At 43.9% G+C, this 14,880-nt stretch carries 15 protein-coding genes; 10 read left to right on the forward strand and 5 right to left on the reverse strand.

Annotation, left to right across the window (positions count from 1 at the left end; all coding sequences use genetic code 11):
* On the reverse strand, nt 1–297 hold the full coding sequence (locus tag B5X68_RS23345) for a helix-turn-helix domain-containing protein (RefSeq protein WP_082217164.1): 297 nt from the start codon (nt 295–297) through the stop codon (nt 1–3).
* Nucleotides 298–552: 255 nt separating this feature from the next.
* On the opposite strand from B5X68_RS23345, the gene B5X68_RS23350 reads away from it, so the two are divergent.
* Nucleotides 553–1,365: a hypothetical protein gene (locus tag B5X68_RS23350; RefSeq protein WP_141110390.1), complete on the forward strand. Its 813-nt coding sequence runs from the start codon at nt 553–555 to the stop codon at nt 1,363–1,365.
* 155 nt (nt 1,366–1,520) lie between these two features.
* On the forward strand, nt 1,521–2,759 hold the full coding sequence (locus B5X68_RS23355) for a PDDEXK family nuclease (protein ID WP_082217166.1): 1,239 nt from the start codon (nt 1,521–1,523) through the stop codon (nt 2,757–2,759).
* Between the two features lie 464 nt (nt 2,760–3,223).
* Here the strand turns inward: B5X68_RS23355 and B5X68_RS23360 are convergent, their stop codons facing one another.
* Nucleotides 3,224–6,433 carry an RCC1 domain-containing protein gene (locus B5X68_RS23360; RefSeq protein WP_082217167.1) on the reverse strand — a complete coding sequence of 1,070 codons (3,210 nt, stop codon included), beginning with the start codon at nt 6,431–6,433 and terminating at the stop codon, nt 3,224–3,226.
* A gap of 110 nt (nt 6,434–6,543) precedes the next feature.
* Here B5X68_RS23360 and B5X68_RS23365 point away from each other — a divergent pair, with 110 nt between their 5' ends.
* Both B5X68_RS23365 and B5X68_RS23370 read left to right on the forward strand, forming a co-directional pair.
* On the forward strand, nt 6,544–7,074 hold the full coding sequence (locus B5X68_RS23365) for a putative antibiotic biosynthesis monooxygenase (RefSeq protein ID WP_082217168.1): 531 nt from the start codon (nt 6,544–6,546) through the stop codon (nt 7,072–7,074).
* 18 nt (nt 7,075–7,092) lie between these two features.
* Entirely contained in the window at nt 7,093–7,674 is a 582-nt protein-coding gene (locus B5X68_RS23370) for a class I SAM-dependent methyltransferase (RefSeq protein ID WP_082217169.1), read from the forward strand.
* Between the two features lie 39 nt (nt 7,675–7,713).
* Here the strand turns inward: B5X68_RS23370 and B5X68_RS23375 are convergent, their stop codons facing one another.
* Nucleotides 7,714–7,914 carry a hypothetical protein gene (locus tag B5X68_RS23375; RefSeq protein WP_082217170.1) on the reverse strand — a complete coding sequence of 67 codons (201 nt, stop codon included), beginning with the start codon at nt 7,912–7,914 and terminating at the stop codon, nt 7,714–7,716.
* Nucleotides 7,915–7,927: 13 nt separating this feature from the next.
* Nucleotides 7,928–9,565, reverse strand: a complete 1,638-nt coding sequence (locus tag B5X68_RS23380) for an ABC-F family ATP-binding cassette domain-containing protein (RefSeq protein ID WP_082217171.1) — start codon at nt 9,563–9,565, stop codon at nt 7,928–7,930.
* A 141-nt stretch (nt 9,566–9,706) separates the two neighbouring features.
* Here B5X68_RS23380 and B5X68_RS23385 point away from each other — a divergent pair, with 141 nt between their 5' ends.
* From B5X68_RS23385 to B5X68_RS23405, 5 genes are all read left to right on the forward strand, one after another.
* Nucleotides 9,707–9,955 (forward strand): hypothetical protein, encoded by a 249-nt coding sequence (locus tag B5X68_RS23385; RefSeq protein WP_082217172.1) that lies wholly within the window; start codon nt 9,707–9,709, stop codon nt 9,953–9,955.
* A gap of 105 nt (nt 9,956–10,060) precedes the next feature.
* Nucleotides 10,061–10,426 (forward strand): nuclear transport factor 2 family protein, encoded by a 366-nt coding sequence (locus B5X68_RS23390; protein ID WP_082217173.1) that lies wholly within the window; start codon nt 10,061–10,063, stop codon nt 10,424–10,426.
* A 177-nt stretch (nt 10,427–10,603) separates the two neighbouring features.
* Nucleotides 10,604–11,416 (forward strand): SDR family oxidoreductase, encoded by an 813-nt coding sequence (locus tag B5X68_RS23395; protein WP_229208538.1) that lies wholly within the window; start codon nt 10,604–10,606, stop codon nt 11,414–11,416.
* 52 nt (nt 11,417–11,468) lie between these two features.
* The gene (locus tag B5X68_RS23400; protein WP_082217175.1) at nt 11,469–12,380 is read left to right on the forward strand and encodes a helix-turn-helix domain-containing protein; all 912 of its coding nucleotides are present in this window, start codon (nt 11,469–11,471) and stop codon (nt 12,378–12,380) included.
* Between the two features lie 205 nt (nt 12,381–12,585).
* Entirely contained in the window at nt 12,586–12,999 is a 414-nt protein-coding gene (locus tag B5X68_RS23405) for an ester cyclase (protein WP_082217176.1), read from the forward strand.
* A gap of 45 nt (nt 13,000–13,044) precedes the next feature.
* On the opposite strand, the gene B5X68_RS23410 is transcribed toward B5X68_RS23405, so the two are convergent.
* The gene (locus tag B5X68_RS23410; protein ID WP_141110392.1) at nt 13,045–13,443 is read right to left on the reverse strand and encodes a hypothetical protein; all 399 of its coding nucleotides are present in this window, start codon (nt 13,441–13,443) and stop codon (nt 13,045–13,047) included.
* A 191-nt stretch (nt 13,444–13,634) separates the two neighbouring features.
* On the opposite strand from B5X68_RS23410, the gene B5X68_RS23415 reads away from it, so the two are divergent.
* Entirely contained in the window at nt 13,635–14,708 is a 1,074-nt protein-coding gene (locus tag B5X68_RS23415; protein ID WP_082217178.1) for a type I restriction endonuclease, read from the forward strand.
* Nucleotides 14,709–14,880: the final 172 nt, after the last annotated feature.

Below are 14,880 nucleotides of genomic sequence, written 5' to 3' on the forward strand. Positions count from 1 at the left end.
CTAAGACTTGCCAATCAGTTTCAAATCCTGCAATTTCCTTCCCAACTCATCGTCGGCCGCCAATTTGAGAAAGTCGTCTTGCAAGCCCAGGACTCGCAGAACATTGAAATACGCTCCTATCGATACGCTAGGGTTGCCTTTCTCAATGTGGTACAACGTAGTACGATCAATACCTGCCCGCTCAGATACCTGAATGGTTGTAAGTTTCCGCCGCTTGCGGGCTAGTTTGATGTTTTCGCCCAATTGTTCCAGGATTTTCTGGAACCTTGGTAGTACTACTTGCTTTTTAGTTTGCATAATGTTGATTATTACAAACAAAAGTACGTATAGTGTTGAATATAATCAACACTAGGTTAGGATTAGATTTATTAGATTAACTGATAATCGGATATCACATAGCCTAACACAATTAAAATAGCACCATTATTACCGTTCAAGCCAAATCGCCTTACCGACGCTATTTTACAGAAAACGCAAGGTGCAAGAATAAAGTGAACTTGAAGGACATTCCAGATTGATAAAGATGCTACTTTAAGGCACAAAATGACAACTATGGCTACAGAGAATAATTTAAAATTCAATACATTTATCAATGAGGTTAAGGAACAAATACAATCTCATACATTACCTCTTTTTTATCATGTAAGGGGCAAATTATATAAACCATTAGGAACCGGGGTGTTTGTCAAAATTGATAATCATTACTACCTGTTGACCGCAGGGCATGTTGTAAGCAACAAAGATGAATACGATCAATCCTATCCCATATTCATTGTAACAAAAGGTGGTTTGATTGAAACAGATGGGTTAAAATTTGAAGCAAGCCATTTCGGAGATGTGGGGGTTATCTTTTTACCTACACCAATTGCTGAGTTGCTGATATATTCTACTACTCCATTATTGGAAGGTCAAATAAGAACTGACACTTCTGATATCGGTCGGGCATTTCAATACTGCATATTAGGATACCCAAAAACGCGCGTAACAATAGGCGACGATCAAATCAATGCTAACTATCAATTTTTTCTTACAAGGGCCGCGTCCGACAAGGCTTTTTTCTTCAATAAAAAAAATAGAGACGACGACATTTTCATGGAATGGGATCAATTTTGGGATCTAGAAGGAAATAGAGTCAAGCGTGAAAGACCAGAGGGAATGAGCGGTAGCGGATTGTGGTATATCGACAATACAGCGAACTATAGCGGACAGTATAGGATCTCCTATCAACTGATTGGAATAATGTATGAATACAGAACATATAAACATCCCATTCTTGTAGGGTCGCCCATAAGCGGATTTATTCAATCTATAAGAATGCTTCGGGCAAATCCACAAGCATTGAAAAAATTTAATTTACCCGATTAGGTTGATTTATAACGGTGCTGTCTTTAAAATCGTGTTTTTGTAGCATTGATTAACTTCATTATATGTTACCATTTGGAGAGTTCGGTTAATAGTTGATTTTCTCTCACAATTCCGATGTCATTTATATCCCTCCAACAAACAGTAATTTATAAACTATGACAACAAATGGGAAAAGACAAAATGGCCAACCCCTGTTAATTTCGAACAATGCAACCCGCAGCATGGAACGAGTACCGCTGTATAGCAATGAATTCTCTGAAAGCTGGCTGCAAAAACTCATTCATGAAAACCCTTCGCTTCTTCCAATCAGTGAAATTGAATCTGGATTTGCCCCTGCAATTTCGATTGGTAGGGAAATAAAAACTAAGGCTGGCTATATTGATAACCTGCTAATCTCACCAGATGGTTATATAACGATTGTAGAAACAAAACTTTGGCGGAATCCACAGGCAAGAAGAGAAGTGGTCGGACAAATCCTAGACTATGCCAAAGAATTAAGTAAATGGACTTTCTCTGATTTGGATATCAGCCTGAAACGATTTGATCAAAGTTCTGAGGGAGTTGTCGCGAAGGTTCGTAGAAATCCGGGTTGCGAAGATATAGAGGAGCATACGCTGATAGACAACATCAACAAAAACCTAAGAAGAGGACGTATCTTACTTTTAATCGTTGGAGACGGAATTCGTGAAAGCGTTGAAGAAATGGTCGAGTATCTGTCACAAACTCCCCAGCTACACTTTACATTGGCACTGGTCGAACTGCAAGTATACAGGCTTGGCGATTCGGTTGATCCCTTGTTAATCATTCCGCAAGTCGTAACCAGAACAAGGGAAATTACAAGGGCTGTTGTACGTGTAGAAGGAGACTATTCTACTGGATTAACCTTAAATATTGACAGCGACCTGGGGACTGAACCTGAAACATTACACAGGAGATCATCAGGACGAACCACACTTTCAGCTCAGGACTATTTTGAGCAGCTGCTGCAAAACACAAATTCCTACACTGTCGATTTTGTGAAAAAGGTTATAACAGATAGTCAACAAATTGGCCTAACTGTTGAATGGAACGCATCCAGTTTTGGACTCCAATTCCCTGATCCGGCCGGAAGCGGGCTTAGAATTAGTATTATGACGTTTGATAAAAAGGGTCAAATCACGTTAGGCTATGCTGAAAAGCAGCTTGAAGCCTTAAATATTCCATCCAATATCAATTACAGTTTTTGTGCAGAAACGGCGGTGATGTTTACCGGACTTGCACGTAATCCTCTTAAATTGGGAAGCTGGAACCGAAGAATCTCAATCTCAGAGCTAATTCCTTCGTATGATCTTTTTATGGAAAGACTAGAAGTATACCTAAATGAAATATCTGATTCGCAAATGACGCCGGATTAGATTTATAGTTTCCATGGCAAACGTATTTTTCTTATTTTTACGCTAGCAAAATCGCAGTTACCACCGCCAAAAACCACAGGCATTTTCCAAACTTTGAACACCAAAAACAACCCGAAAACTCACCCAAAAACAGCGAAAATCCACCATTAAATCGAGCAATTTTCGCTAAAAGAATTATACATAACAAATATACTGTTGTACTATATGTATAAAAAATAGTGAGTCTTTCGTGTAGTTTGCCTCAAATACAGGAGACAAAACCTTGATTACGAGCTAATTAAAGGCCAAGTTCGAGACCCGTCTCCCTCCGTTGGAATAAGTTAAAAGCCAACTAAGCTTGTAAATCAGCAATTGAGCCTTATCCTTTTTGAAAAAATATTCTGCCGTTGCTCCCTAGGCGGGAATATAGATGCCGAAGGATACACAATCAAACATCAAATGCTGTATGTTAAGCTCGTGCTCATTCACTGCACAGACAGTGTTCTTACGTGTCTTTGCCCTCCGGCCTGGAAGCGGATGAAATAAAGCCCCTTTGACAGTCCTGTTAACCTGATAGTTAAACGAGTATCAGCCTGCTTTTGAATCCAAATATTGTGTAAATTCCTCCCGACAATATCGTATACTGACAAGCCGGAGATAGCTGTCTTTGCTTCCACGGTTATCATTGTACCGATCGGTGCGGGATTTGGATACATATTGAACTGAGGGTCAGGCACAACGACCACTATCCTGCTAAATGCAAACGTACTATCTAAATCTACCATACGAAGGCGATAATAAACGTCACCATGCATGTTTGAAAAGCTTCTATCGGTATAAGAATACAGGTGCTGCTGAATGGTGGTACCTGCCGCCATCACACGCCCGATTGTCTCAAAATTTACGGAATTGGCACTGCGTTGGACCTCGAAATGGGAGGCATTGTATTCGACGGACGTCTGCCAATTTAACTTAGCCTCGCTTTCCGACTGACGAGCCTCGAAGACTTGCAAATGGACGGGTAGCAAAACGTCCGTCGACTTTACAAAAAACCCGCCGGATCCGCTAATTTCCAGGCTGACCTCCCACCAGTTTTTCGTGGCATTCCAGCGTATATCTGTGTTTAAAGGGTCTATCGTTGTCGCAGTGCCATTGTAGGTGAACGGCCTTCCAGAATTATCACTACTTGTGCCACCGCGTTTTTCAATACGTAATTTAGCTATACCCTCAACGTCTTCTGGATCTCTGGGCAGTTCTCCACCAACGATATTGAACGCATCAAAGTCTGCCTGGGAAAAGTACAGCGTAATCCGAGCCAAAGAAGTTGCGCTGGTATTCGTTGAACTTATTTCATAGTGGCGTTTGACATATTGGGAAGGTTGATTGCTTTCGAGCCATACGTTTACAGTTACGAAACCTGAAACAGTATTCCGGTCTTGGGCGTTACTTGCAACACTGGCCATTATATCACAATTGGAACGATAGATGTTATATTGCCCTTGCTGCATTGTTACCGAGCTATTTAATGAAACCAATTTCCTAGGAAACGATGTCGCTGCGCCTGAGCTAACCAGTGTAGGCACTTTTTGAGTTACAAAAGATCCGATTCCAATCTGCCCTTCGCTATTACGCCCCCATCCAAAAAGAATACCCCTACTGTCAGTTGCCATCATATGATTTCCTCCTGACTCAACGGCTATCCAACCGTTAGCAACGCCAACCTGTAATGGAATATTTTGACTAGTCGTGGAACCTATTCCCAACTGACCGTAATTGTTTCTTCCCCATACAAACAAAAGTCCATCGCCGCGTATTGCCATGGTTTGGTATATTCCTGCACTTACACTTTTCCAATCATTGAAGTTCCCCACCTTCGTTGGGCTGCTCTGGTTCAAATTTGTGCCAAGTCCAAGCTCGCCAGCGGAATTTTTGCCCCAAGCCCAAAGAGTATTGTCACTTTTGATACCCAAGGAGTGCGATAATCCGCATTCAATACTTATCCAGTCAGAAGCGCTACCTACTTGCACTGGTATTAATTGTTTTATCCCCGACCCAATCCCAAGTTGGCCGGAAATATTAGACCCCCATGCCCAAAGAGTTCCGTCGTTTTTAATACCTAGTGAATGTGCATCTCCGGCGCTGATAATCGCCCAGTCGGCTGCGGAACCCACTTGCATGGGTACCCGTTGCTCGATCGTAGATCCGTTGCCAAGTTGGCCTGCAAAATTGAGCCCCCAAGCCCATAGCGTTCCATCATTTTTAATAGCCATTGAATAATATGATCCTGTGCTCACGCTCTTCCAATCTGACGACGTACCAATCTGCACAAGAGGTTGCTTGTATAAATTTACACCTTCGTCTATAATCTGTCCAAACACGTTGTAACCCCATCCCCAAAGTGTCCCATCATTCTTGATGGCCAGGGAGTGTGCAGATCCGGTACTCACCGTTTTCCAGCCGATATCATTGCTTAGTTGGACAGGTATGTTTTGATTCTCTTCCCCTCCAACTCCATTTAGTTGGTAATTCTTATTTAAGCCCCATCCCCAAAGACTTCCGTCATCTGTAATGCCAATTGAGAAGTTCTCCCCTGCGCTAATGATTGACCATCGGGATACAAATATGGAAATAGGTGAATTTTGGTTTACATCTGATTGTAGCCCAAGCTGGCCAAAGTTATCAGCACCCCATACATAAGCCTGGCCATCGCTTTGAATTCCCAAGGAGTGATAAGCTCCCCCGCTCACGGAAATCCAGTTGCTGCCATTTCCAACTTTTGCTGGCACAATTAGATTCGTATTAGTCCTATTCCCCAGCTGACCATCGGCATTTTGTCCCCATACCCATAACGTTCCATCTTTTCGTATACCAAGGGAATGTTCCAAACCCGAGCTGACTGATGCCCAATTAGTACTGCTGCCAATTTGCTGTGGGGTGTTCATGTCAAGGTTCAATCCCGTACCTAGTTGCCCGGCTGCATTGGCTCCCCAACCCCAAAGTGTCCCATTGTTTTTTATTCCAAGAGTATGAACTGATCCAGCGACGACGCTTTTCCAGTTATTGTCATTACCGACCTGTCTAGGTTGGTTGCTATTGGAACCGGGTCCATTGCCTAATTGCCCTTCATTATTTCTTCCCCATGTCCACAAGCTGCCGTCGCTTTTTATGGCGCCGGAATGCCCTTCTCCGGTAAGGACAGTCGACCAATCAGAAGCGTTACCAATTCTTACCGGGGCCTGCTTATTGGTAAAAGACAAATCTCCAACCTGGCCAAAAATATTAGATCCCCATGCCCAGAGGCTACCATCAGTTCTAATTGCTACTACATGCAGCCCACCTGTACTAACAATTTTCCAGTTAGCATCATTACCCACCTGTGTCGGGAAGTTCTGATCCGAGCTGACACCAATTCCGAGCTGTCCGGCTGAGTTTGCACCCCATGCCCACAATGTTCCATTATTTTTAATAGCAATGGTGTAATCCTGCCCCGCACTTACACTCATCCAGTCAGATGCGATACCGACCTGAACTGGAATATTTTGATTAATATTAGACCCGATTCCTAGTTGCCCGGACGTATTTTCACCCCAGGACCAGAGTGTTCCATCGCTTTTTATACCTAACGTATGCCGCGCGATGGGTCCGGTGGCAATGGAAGTAAATTCGATGCATTGTGCGAGGGAACCAGAACCCACGGCGAGCAGTCGTCGGTAATGTTTAAAAGTAATAAATTTCGCCCTGTTTCACGGATATTTTCATTCAGTATATTTACGCTTATCCCTACCCAAAACAAACCCAACACACAATGCCCATTCACGTAGCGATCACCCGCAAAGTGCTTCCCGGAAAAGAAGAGGAGTTTAAAGAAGCGTTGCGACGATTTCTGGGAGATTCATTTTTACATGGCGGTGTGCACGGCGCGGCAATGATGACTGCTTTGCCCGGCAGCGAGAGCCGGGAAATAGGGATTTTACGAACTTTCGCCGATCAGGCCGAACGGGACGCTTTTTACCATTCGAAACTCTTCAAGGATTGGGAAGCATATGCATCTACGCTGACGGAAGAACCGGTATATCACGAACTCACCGGCCTGGAAGCCTGGTTCCGCTCGCCTGTTCCGCCGCCGAGGTGGAAAATGGCGGTGGCTACGCTTTGCGGCGTATATCCTACGAGTTTATTCCTGACTTATATACTTGCACCGCATACCCAGGAACTGCACCCCGCATTAAGGACATTGATTGTGGCAGGATGCATGGTAGGGCTGCTGACCTGGGTTGTCATGCCGCAAGTGACGAAATTGCTGAAACCTTGGCTTTCTGTGAGCTCAAAATCGTAAAAACCAAACTGATTCCCGATGGATAAATCAAACGGATACGAAAACCACGCGACCACATTCATACGTTGCCGCTCGAAAGGCATCAATGGCGTCGGCGCGCCATCAGTTCGTCACTGGGCAAGGTCACTACCCGCGAATGCGACTGTTCTGGACATAGGCTGTGGCATAGGCGACCCTATTTCGAAAGCATTGGTCGATGAGGGTTTGAATGTTTATGGGATTGATGCGTCACCTTCGATGGTTGAAATCTTCCGGCAAAACTTCCCAAGCAGTCCCGTCGCCTGTGAAGCCGTAGAAAATTCGTCATTTTTCAATCGGCAGTTCGACGCCATAATTGCCTGGGGATTAATGTTTCTTTTGCCGGAAGAAACACAGGAGGTTGTAATTCAAAAAATGGCAAATTCACTGTCCGCTGGTGGAAAGCTGTTATTCACGGCTTCTTCTCAAAAAATGAAATGGAATGATGCCATTACAGGAATAGAATCGATATCGCTCGGAGCGGAGAAATACAAAGCGTTGCTGGTGGCATCCGGACTTTCGCTTATTGAGGAGTTTGAGGATGAAGGAGAGAACCATTACTATCATGCGGTCAAGCTTTAAAAAACCAAAAAAGGACGGTCACCAACAGTCCTTCGATTCCTAAACCCTCGCCCCCATCTTCTCAAACCCTTCCCAAAGCACCTTCACATCAAAATGCGCTGATTTTTCAGCCGTATCAAACGGAACATCTGAATGATAAAGCGCCAAGTCATGAACCATTTTAAGCGACCGCGCAAACTCCAACGAAGAATACTTCGGCCAGGTCTCGGGACTCGCACCCGTATGCCTCTCCAAGGCCATTTGGCCTGCGTAATTACCTAGCCAACTGCAAATCCGCAATGCTCTTAATCCGATTCCTTTCCAAAAACGCATCAATCGTCTCGAAATGCTCAATTACCCGTTTGTCTTTGAATTCAAAAACCTTCTCGGACAAGCCTTGTAAAAAATCACGGTCGTGGGAAACCAGCACCAATGTTCCGTCAAAGTTTCGGAGTGCTTCTTTCAAAACATCCTTCGACTTCAAATCCAGGTGGTTTGTAGGCTCATCGAGAATCAGCAGATTTACAGGTTCCAGGAGCAACTTTACCATGGCGAGGCGGGTTTTTTCTCCACCCGATAATACGCTTACTTTCTTGTCGATGTCTTCGCCCTGGAACATGAAGGCGCCCAAAATATTCTTGATCTGGGTTCTTACATCTCCTTCTGCAACCTCGTCAACTGTTTGGAAAATAGTCAGATTAGGATCCAATAAGGATGCCTGGTTTTGCGCGAAATAGCCGACTTTGACATTGTGTCCAAGCTGGCAAGTTCCGTCCACATCGATCTGGCCCATAATCGCCTTGATCATGGTGGATTTTCCTTCACCATTCCGGCCGACGAACGAGACTTTTTCGCCTCTGGAAATGGTCATGCTGGCGTTTTTGAACACAACCTGATCTCCGTAGGATTTCGAAACGTCTTTTACGGTCACCGGATAGTCGCCTGAACGTGGCGAAGGTGGAAAACGGAGTTTCAGGGCTGAGTTGTCTATTTCATCAATTTCAATGATTTCCAGTTTTTCCAGCATGCGCTCACGGGAGGATACCTGGTTGGTTTTGGAATATGTTCCACGGAAGCGTTCGATGAATTGCATGTTGTCCGCAATCATTTTTTGCTGTTCCTGATATGCCTTAATCTGGTGCGACCTGCGCTCCTCGCGCAGCACCAGGTAATGTGAATAGTTGGCTTTATAGTCGAAAATCCGTCCCATTGTCACTTCAATGGTCCGGTTGGTAATATTGTCGATGAAGGCCCGGTCGTGGGAAATAACCATAACAGCATTTGACTTATTGACCAAAAAATCTTCGAGCCACATCACAGATTCAATGTCAATGTGGTTGGTAGGCTCATCGAGCAAAATGAGGTCGGGCTTTTGCAAAAGTATCTTGGCGAGCTCAATGCGCATACGCCAGCCTCCACTGAATTCCTTGGTTTGCCGCTGAAAATCTTCCGGCCGGAATCCTAATCCTTTCAATGCTTTCTCAACTTCTGCGTCGTAATTAACTTCTTCGAGCTGGTAATATTTTTCACCTATTTCGGTAACCTGCTCAATGATGGCCATATATTCATCGCTCTCATAATCTGTGCGGGTCTCGAGGGCAAGATTCAGTTTTTCCATTTCGGCACGCATTTCAAAAACCTGTTTGAATGCTTTGGCTGCTTCTTCGAAAACGGTACAGTTATCTTCGGTGAGCAAATGTTGTGGCAAATATGCAATTACGGCATCTTTGGGCGCACGTACATGGCCGCGATTCGCTTTTTGTTCACCAGCAATAATTTTCATCATTGTGGATTTCCCAGCTCCATTTTTACCCATCAGGGCAATTTTATCGGTAGGATTAATCACGAAGGAAACTTCGCTAAAAAGGACAGAACCGCTAAATTCAACGGCCAAATTTTCAACTGTAATCATCGTCTCATTTTTTGAAGCCGCAAATGTACGATGATACGATCATTGATCAACAGCATTGAATTAATTGTTAATCGCAAGCGTTTTTCAAGTGAGGATATTTATCTCATTTAACTAATTTACAAAGAACAATAACCTAAAAATATGGACTTACGCACCACATTATCAGTAAATGAGAGCTTTATGGAAATGCTGAAAGATATCAAAAACCGTGGAGCGAAAGCAGAAATGATCCTGGACATCAACGGATTGGAAAGAGCTGAGGGATTCATCAAGGAGATTTACGCTGACGATCCCAACCCTTACATTGAACTACAAGACGGGACGAAGATTGTAGAAAAAACGATTGCTGCGCTGAATGGACTTTTCCGGCCGGAGTATTCTGGGTGTTAATGGGTTGCCTTAATCGGGGAAAATGAACTTTGAACACCGGCCTCCATTAGGGTTGAAGCTAGTGACAGAATCAAAAGAAATATACTTTTAATCAAAACCTTCATTATGGACGCTCAATTCATTGAAAAGTTACAAGAAACCCATGTTGCCGCCTGGAACGAAAGGAATCGTGAAAAGAGGGACAGCCTTTTAAAAACGATCTATGCAGAAGATATCAAAATGTACGATCCCAATTCTATTTTGCATAACCTGGCGGAGGTTTCAGATTTGATCGGGAAACTTCATACACAAGATCCTGACTTTCTATTCAGTGCAGCGAAGCCAATTGACATCACGCAAAATGGGGCGCGTTTGTATGGACACATCGGTACAAAAGAAAAGCCGGATATGATGAGCAGTATGGATTTTTTTATCATCGAAAATGGAAAAGCCGCGCACCTCTACGTCATGCTGGAACCTGCGACAAGCTAAAATTCATATCAATCATTAAAAAAGGACTGTCGCCAACAGTCCTCACATTCCTAAACCCTCACTCCCATCTTCTCGACCAACAAAACCGTAAAAAGTATACAACTACCCTGAATTCGTATTCATACCAGCCCGGTTTTCACCCCGACTTTTGATGCATCAATTTAACAATCAGAGATCATGAAAACCATTTTAATTACAGGAGCAAGCAGCGGTATTGGTAAAGAAACTGCTAAATTATTTCACGCCAAAGGCTGGAACGTTGTCGCTACCATGCGCAATCCGGAAACCGAAACTGAACTAGGGGAATTGGAAAATATATTGGTTGCCACAATGGATGTGCTCGATCCTTCCTCCATTGATCATGCAGTAAAAGAAGGCATTGCCAGGTTCGGGCAGATTGATGTTTTATTAAATAATGCCGGTTATGGCGCTTATGGCGTGCTCGAATCTTTTTCGAGAGAGCAGATCATCCGTCAGTTTGATACGAATGTGATCGGTTTACTGGATGTGACAAAAGCTTTGCTACCGCATTTCCGCAGCAACAAAAGCGGGATCATTATCAATGTTTCCTCGATCGGTGGCAAGATGAGCTTCCCGCTCGGAGCCTTGTATCACGGTACAAAATTCGCGGTCGAAGGCATTTCCGAATCGCTGCGCTACGAGGTGGAGGAGTTTGGCGGAAAGGTCAAAATCATAGAACCGGGAGCAATTGCTACTGATTTCACTGGTCGCTCGCTGGATTTCAGCAATGATGAAAGCATGACGGAATACCAGCCGATTGTCGGCAAAATGCTGGCAGGCACGCAGGCGATGTTTGGGCAAGCCTCGCCAGCCAGTGTTGTGGCCGATGTGATTTACGAAGCTGCCACAGACGGCACAGATCAGTTACGGTACGCGGCGGGCGAAGATGCCAAAGCCATTATCGCGCAGCGCCAGCAGGCCGACGATGCTACTTTTACCAGCGTAATTAAGTCTATGTTCGGTTTATAATTTTAAGATCATTATGCCTCATTGTCAGCACAATGAGGCTATATTTGTTTTTATGAGCACAAATATTCACCTGCACACCGTCGAGGAATTGTTTAAATTTTTCGGGCTGGACCAGCCTGTGCACCACCCGCTCGTGGCTATCATCGATTTCGGCCAGGTTCGCGAGGCGGACATTGGGAATATCAAAATTTCGACGGATTTCTACACGCTGATTTACAAGACTTACAACCGGAATCACGTGAAATACGGGAGGAAGTTGGTCGATTTTACAAATGGAAGTTTGATCTGTCTGGCACCCAATCAGACACTGGAAATGGACGACGATACCGAGGGATCACCGCAGCCATTGGGTTGGGGCCTGGGCTTTCATCCCGATCTGATCCGGGGCACGCCGCTGGGTGACAAAATGAAGAGTTACAGCTTTTTCTCCTACGAGGTTTCGGAGGCGTTGCATTTGTCGGAAAAGGAAAAACAGATTTTGATGGACTGCGTTCAGAAAATCGAAGCTGAACTGCACGAAAATATTGATGTGCACAGCCAGTCCATCCTCGTATCGGGTATTGAAATGCTTTTAAACTATTGCTCCCGGTTTTACGGCCGCCAATTCATCACAAGAAAAACGTCCAATAACGCAGTGATCGTGCAGGTGGAGAAGTTGCTGAACGAATATTTCGGGCTGGGCGACCTCAGCGAACGCGGCCTGCCGACGGTCAGATACCTTGCGGAACAGGTAAATTTATCGCCCAATTACCTGAGTGACCTCCTGAAAAAAGAAACCGGCAAAAACGCGCAGGACCATATCCACTATCACCTGATCGAAGAAGCCAAAAACATTCTTTTAAGCAGCAGCCGCTCAGTCGGCGAAATAGCCTACGGTCTCGGCTTCGAATATCCCCAGTATTTTAATAAGCTCTTTAAACAGAAGACTGGGAAGACGCCGGTGGCATTCAGGAATATGAATTAGCGGCTTCTTGCCGACACCGCATTCCATTGTGGATCAGTATTAAAACAAAAAAGGACTGTCGCCAACATTTGATACGTGCATCATTCGTTGGGGCTAAAACTGCGCTCGTATATTCCTGTCAGTGAGGTCTGATAGAGATCAGTATATCAACTCAAAACTGCCTTATTAATACATTCAAACCATTTAATCGTAAACCCTTCAGAAAATGACACTGGAAGAGAACAAGAAGTTCATGAGCAACTTCATTGAAGAAGTAATTAATAAAAAGAATCTGGACGCCGCTGATGATCTGGTGGCAGCGGATTTTATTGAGCATCTGCCATTCCCGGGCCAAGGACCAGGGAGAGAAGGACTAAAATTTGCTATCAACGCAATGCTTACCGGATTTCCTGATATGAACTGGACGGTGCAGGAGCAAATCGCGGAAGGCGAAACGGTTGTCACCCGGTTTACCTGGACAGGAACCCACGACGGCGCATTTATGGGAATCCCGCCAACGAATAAAAAAGTGGAAGTTTGGGGTGTCGTGATCGATGTGGTCAGAGACGGGTTATTTGCTGAAAGCCGGATCATTATGGACACAGTGGGGTTATTGCAGCAAGTCGGTGTAATGGGTTAACAATGAAATAGGGTGCCTCTCGATTTGAGACACCCTATTTCATTTCTAAACTTTCGCTCCCATCCTTTGAAATCCCTCTAAAAGTAAATTGACATCAAAAAGCGCCGACTTTTCAGCCGTATCACACGGAACATCCGAATGATAAAGCGCCAGATCGTGGACCATTTTGAGCGAATGCGCCAGCTCCTTACAGCCCTGACATTCTACAACATACCAAAACTCGGCTTGGGATTGCGTCAGCGAATCGCCGACATTTGATGCGTGACGTGCATTAATCGTTGGGTTGACTGAATTTTTGTTCGAGTCAACACTTTCGCCATTCGACGTTTGCATGGTAGAAATGGATTTTGGTAAATGAATAAAGGAGAGGTCACTGCAAACGTCAGCGATGGAACACATCGACCAGGCTTCGGGACTTGCACCCGTATGCCTCTCCAAGACCATTTTCTCCTGGTTACTATTAACTGTTCCATACTTATTAATCAAAAACGTTTGCGTGGCAAATATAGGGAAAGATTTGGATGGGTGCTGAGGGAATGAATAAGCGGCATGCAGAGATACCGTTAAATAAATTATACAAGTAAATCGATGCGCCGTCGAACTTGAAAGTCCATTCATGTAAACCTAATATCACAATGGACTTCAAAGATCAAATCAAGCAATTCAGCGATCGCGTGACAAAACTGAGAGATAATATTCATACTGAAGAAGCAACAAAGAATGCATTCATTATGCCCTTTCTTCAAGTTCTTGGATATGACGTATTTAATCCCCTGGAAGTAGTTCCAGAATTCATCTGCGATATTGGCATCAAAAAGGGAGAAAAAATAGACTACGCAATTTTTCGGGACGGCAATCCAATTATTCTAGTGGAATGCAAGCATTGGAAGCAGAAGCTAGACGTACACGACGGACAGTTGCTCCGCTACTTTCACGTTTCTAAAGCAAAATTTTCGATTTTGACAAATGGATTGATATTCAGGTTCTATACAGATCTCGTCGAGCCTAATAAAATGGACGAGAAGCCTTTTCTGGAATTTAATATTGAAGAAATTAAGGACGGACAAATTGAGAAGCTTAAAGAGTTTCACAAAGCGTATTTTGATGTAGAAAATATCTATCAGTCCGCAAGTGATTTAAAATACATTAATGAAATCCGTCATTTGGTTAGTCAGGAGTTTTCCGAACCAAATGATGAATTTGTGAAATACTTTGCCAAGCAAGTTTATCCGTCGGTAGTAACATCCAAAGTTTTAGAGTCTTTTCGATCTCTTGTCAAGAGGACGATCACCAATATTATCAATGACACGATTAATGATCGGCTGAAATCGGCGATATCCAGCAATGATGCCCCAATCCAGGAGGAGCCCGCGCCAGGCACTTTAACAGCCAACCCGGCGCAGCAGGACAAAGAAGTTGTTACAACTCAGGAAGAACTTGAAGGATTCTACATTGTAAGATCTCTTTTGAGACAAAAAGTGCAATCAAATCGCATTACTCACAGAGATGCTTTGTCATACTTTGCCATCTTCTTAGACGACAATAACCGCAAGCCATTATGCCGCCTGTATCTCAACAGCCCTAGTAAGAAGTACATCGGACTGTTTGACGCCGACAAAAAAGAGACAAAAGTGGAAATCAAGTCGCTAGATGAAATCTACAATTTTGGTAAGGAGCTTGATACTACTGTTGAAATTTATATCAAGTAGTGCAGGTAAACTATAAATTGAGCTAGCCCGAAGAGATTCGGGCTTTGCTTTTTAAAATGCTGCTGAATTGAGCATTTCTGTATGTACCCCATTTTTCAGACAGCCATTTGTTGTTGTATTTCTTTTTTCAGCAGCAATTCTTTCCATTCAAAAGGGGTCATATTGCCGAGTC

The sequence above is a fragment of the Dyadobacter psychrophilus genome (assembly GCF_900167945.1).
In the GTDB taxonomy this organism is placed as follows: Bacteria; Bacteroidota; Bacteroidia; order Cytophagales; family Spirosomataceae; genus Dyadobacter; species Dyadobacter psychrophilus.

Excerpts from the sequence above, each read along its gene's own strand:
- B5X68_RS23345 (WP_082217164.1), bottom strand. The coding sequence starts at position 297 with ATGCAAACTAAAAAGCAAGTAGTACTACCAAGGTTCCAGAAAATCCTG.
- B5X68_RS23350 (WP_141110390.1), top strand. The coding sequence starts at position 553 with ATGGCTACAGAGAATAATTTAAAATTCAATACATTTATCAATGAGGTT.
- B5X68_RS23355 (WP_082217166.1), top strand. The coding sequence starts at position 1,521 with ATGACAACAAATGGGAAAAGACAAAATGGCCAACCCCTGTTAATTTCG.
- B5X68_RS23365 (WP_082217168.1), top strand. The coding sequence starts at position 6,544 with ATGCCCATTCACGTAGCGATCACCCGCAAAGTGCTTCCCGGAAAAGAA.
- B5X68_RS23370 (WP_082217169.1), top strand. The coding sequence starts at position 7,093 with ATGGATAAATCAAACGGATACGAAAACCACGCGACCACATTCATACGT.
- B5X68_RS23375 (WP_082217170.1), bottom strand. The coding sequence starts at position 7,914 with ATGGCCTTGGAGAGGCATACGGGTGCGAGTCCCGAGACCTGGCCGAAG.
- B5X68_RS23380 (WP_082217171.1), bottom strand. The coding sequence starts at position 9,565 with ATGATTACAGTTGAAAATTTGGCCGTTGAATTTAGCGGTTCTGTCCTT.
- B5X68_RS23385 (WP_082217172.1), top strand. The coding sequence starts at position 9,707 with ATGGACTTACGCACCACATTATCAGTAAATGAGAGCTTTATGGAAATG.
- B5X68_RS23390 (WP_082217173.1), top strand. The coding sequence starts at position 10,061 with ATGGACGCTCAATTCATTGAAAAGTTACAAGAAACCCATGTTGCCGCC.
- B5X68_RS23395 (WP_229208538.1), top strand. The coding sequence starts at position 10,604 with ATGAAAACCATTTTAATTACAGGAGCAAGCAGCGGTATTGGTAAAGAA.
- B5X68_RS23400 (WP_082217175.1), top strand. The coding sequence starts at position 11,469 with ATGAGCACAAATATTCACCTGCACACCGTCGAGGAATTGTTTAAATTT.
- B5X68_RS23405 (WP_082217176.1), top strand. The coding sequence starts at position 12,586 with ATGACACTGGAAGAGAACAAGAAGTTCATGAGCAACTTCATTGAAGAA.
- B5X68_RS23410 (WP_141110392.1), bottom strand. The coding sequence starts at position 13,443 with ATGGTCTTGGAGAGGCATACGGGTGCAAGTCCCGAAGCCTGGTCGATG.
- B5X68_RS23415 (WP_082217178.1), top strand. The coding sequence starts at position 13,635 with ATGGACTTCAAAGATCAAATCAAGCAATTCAGCGATCGCGTGACAAAA.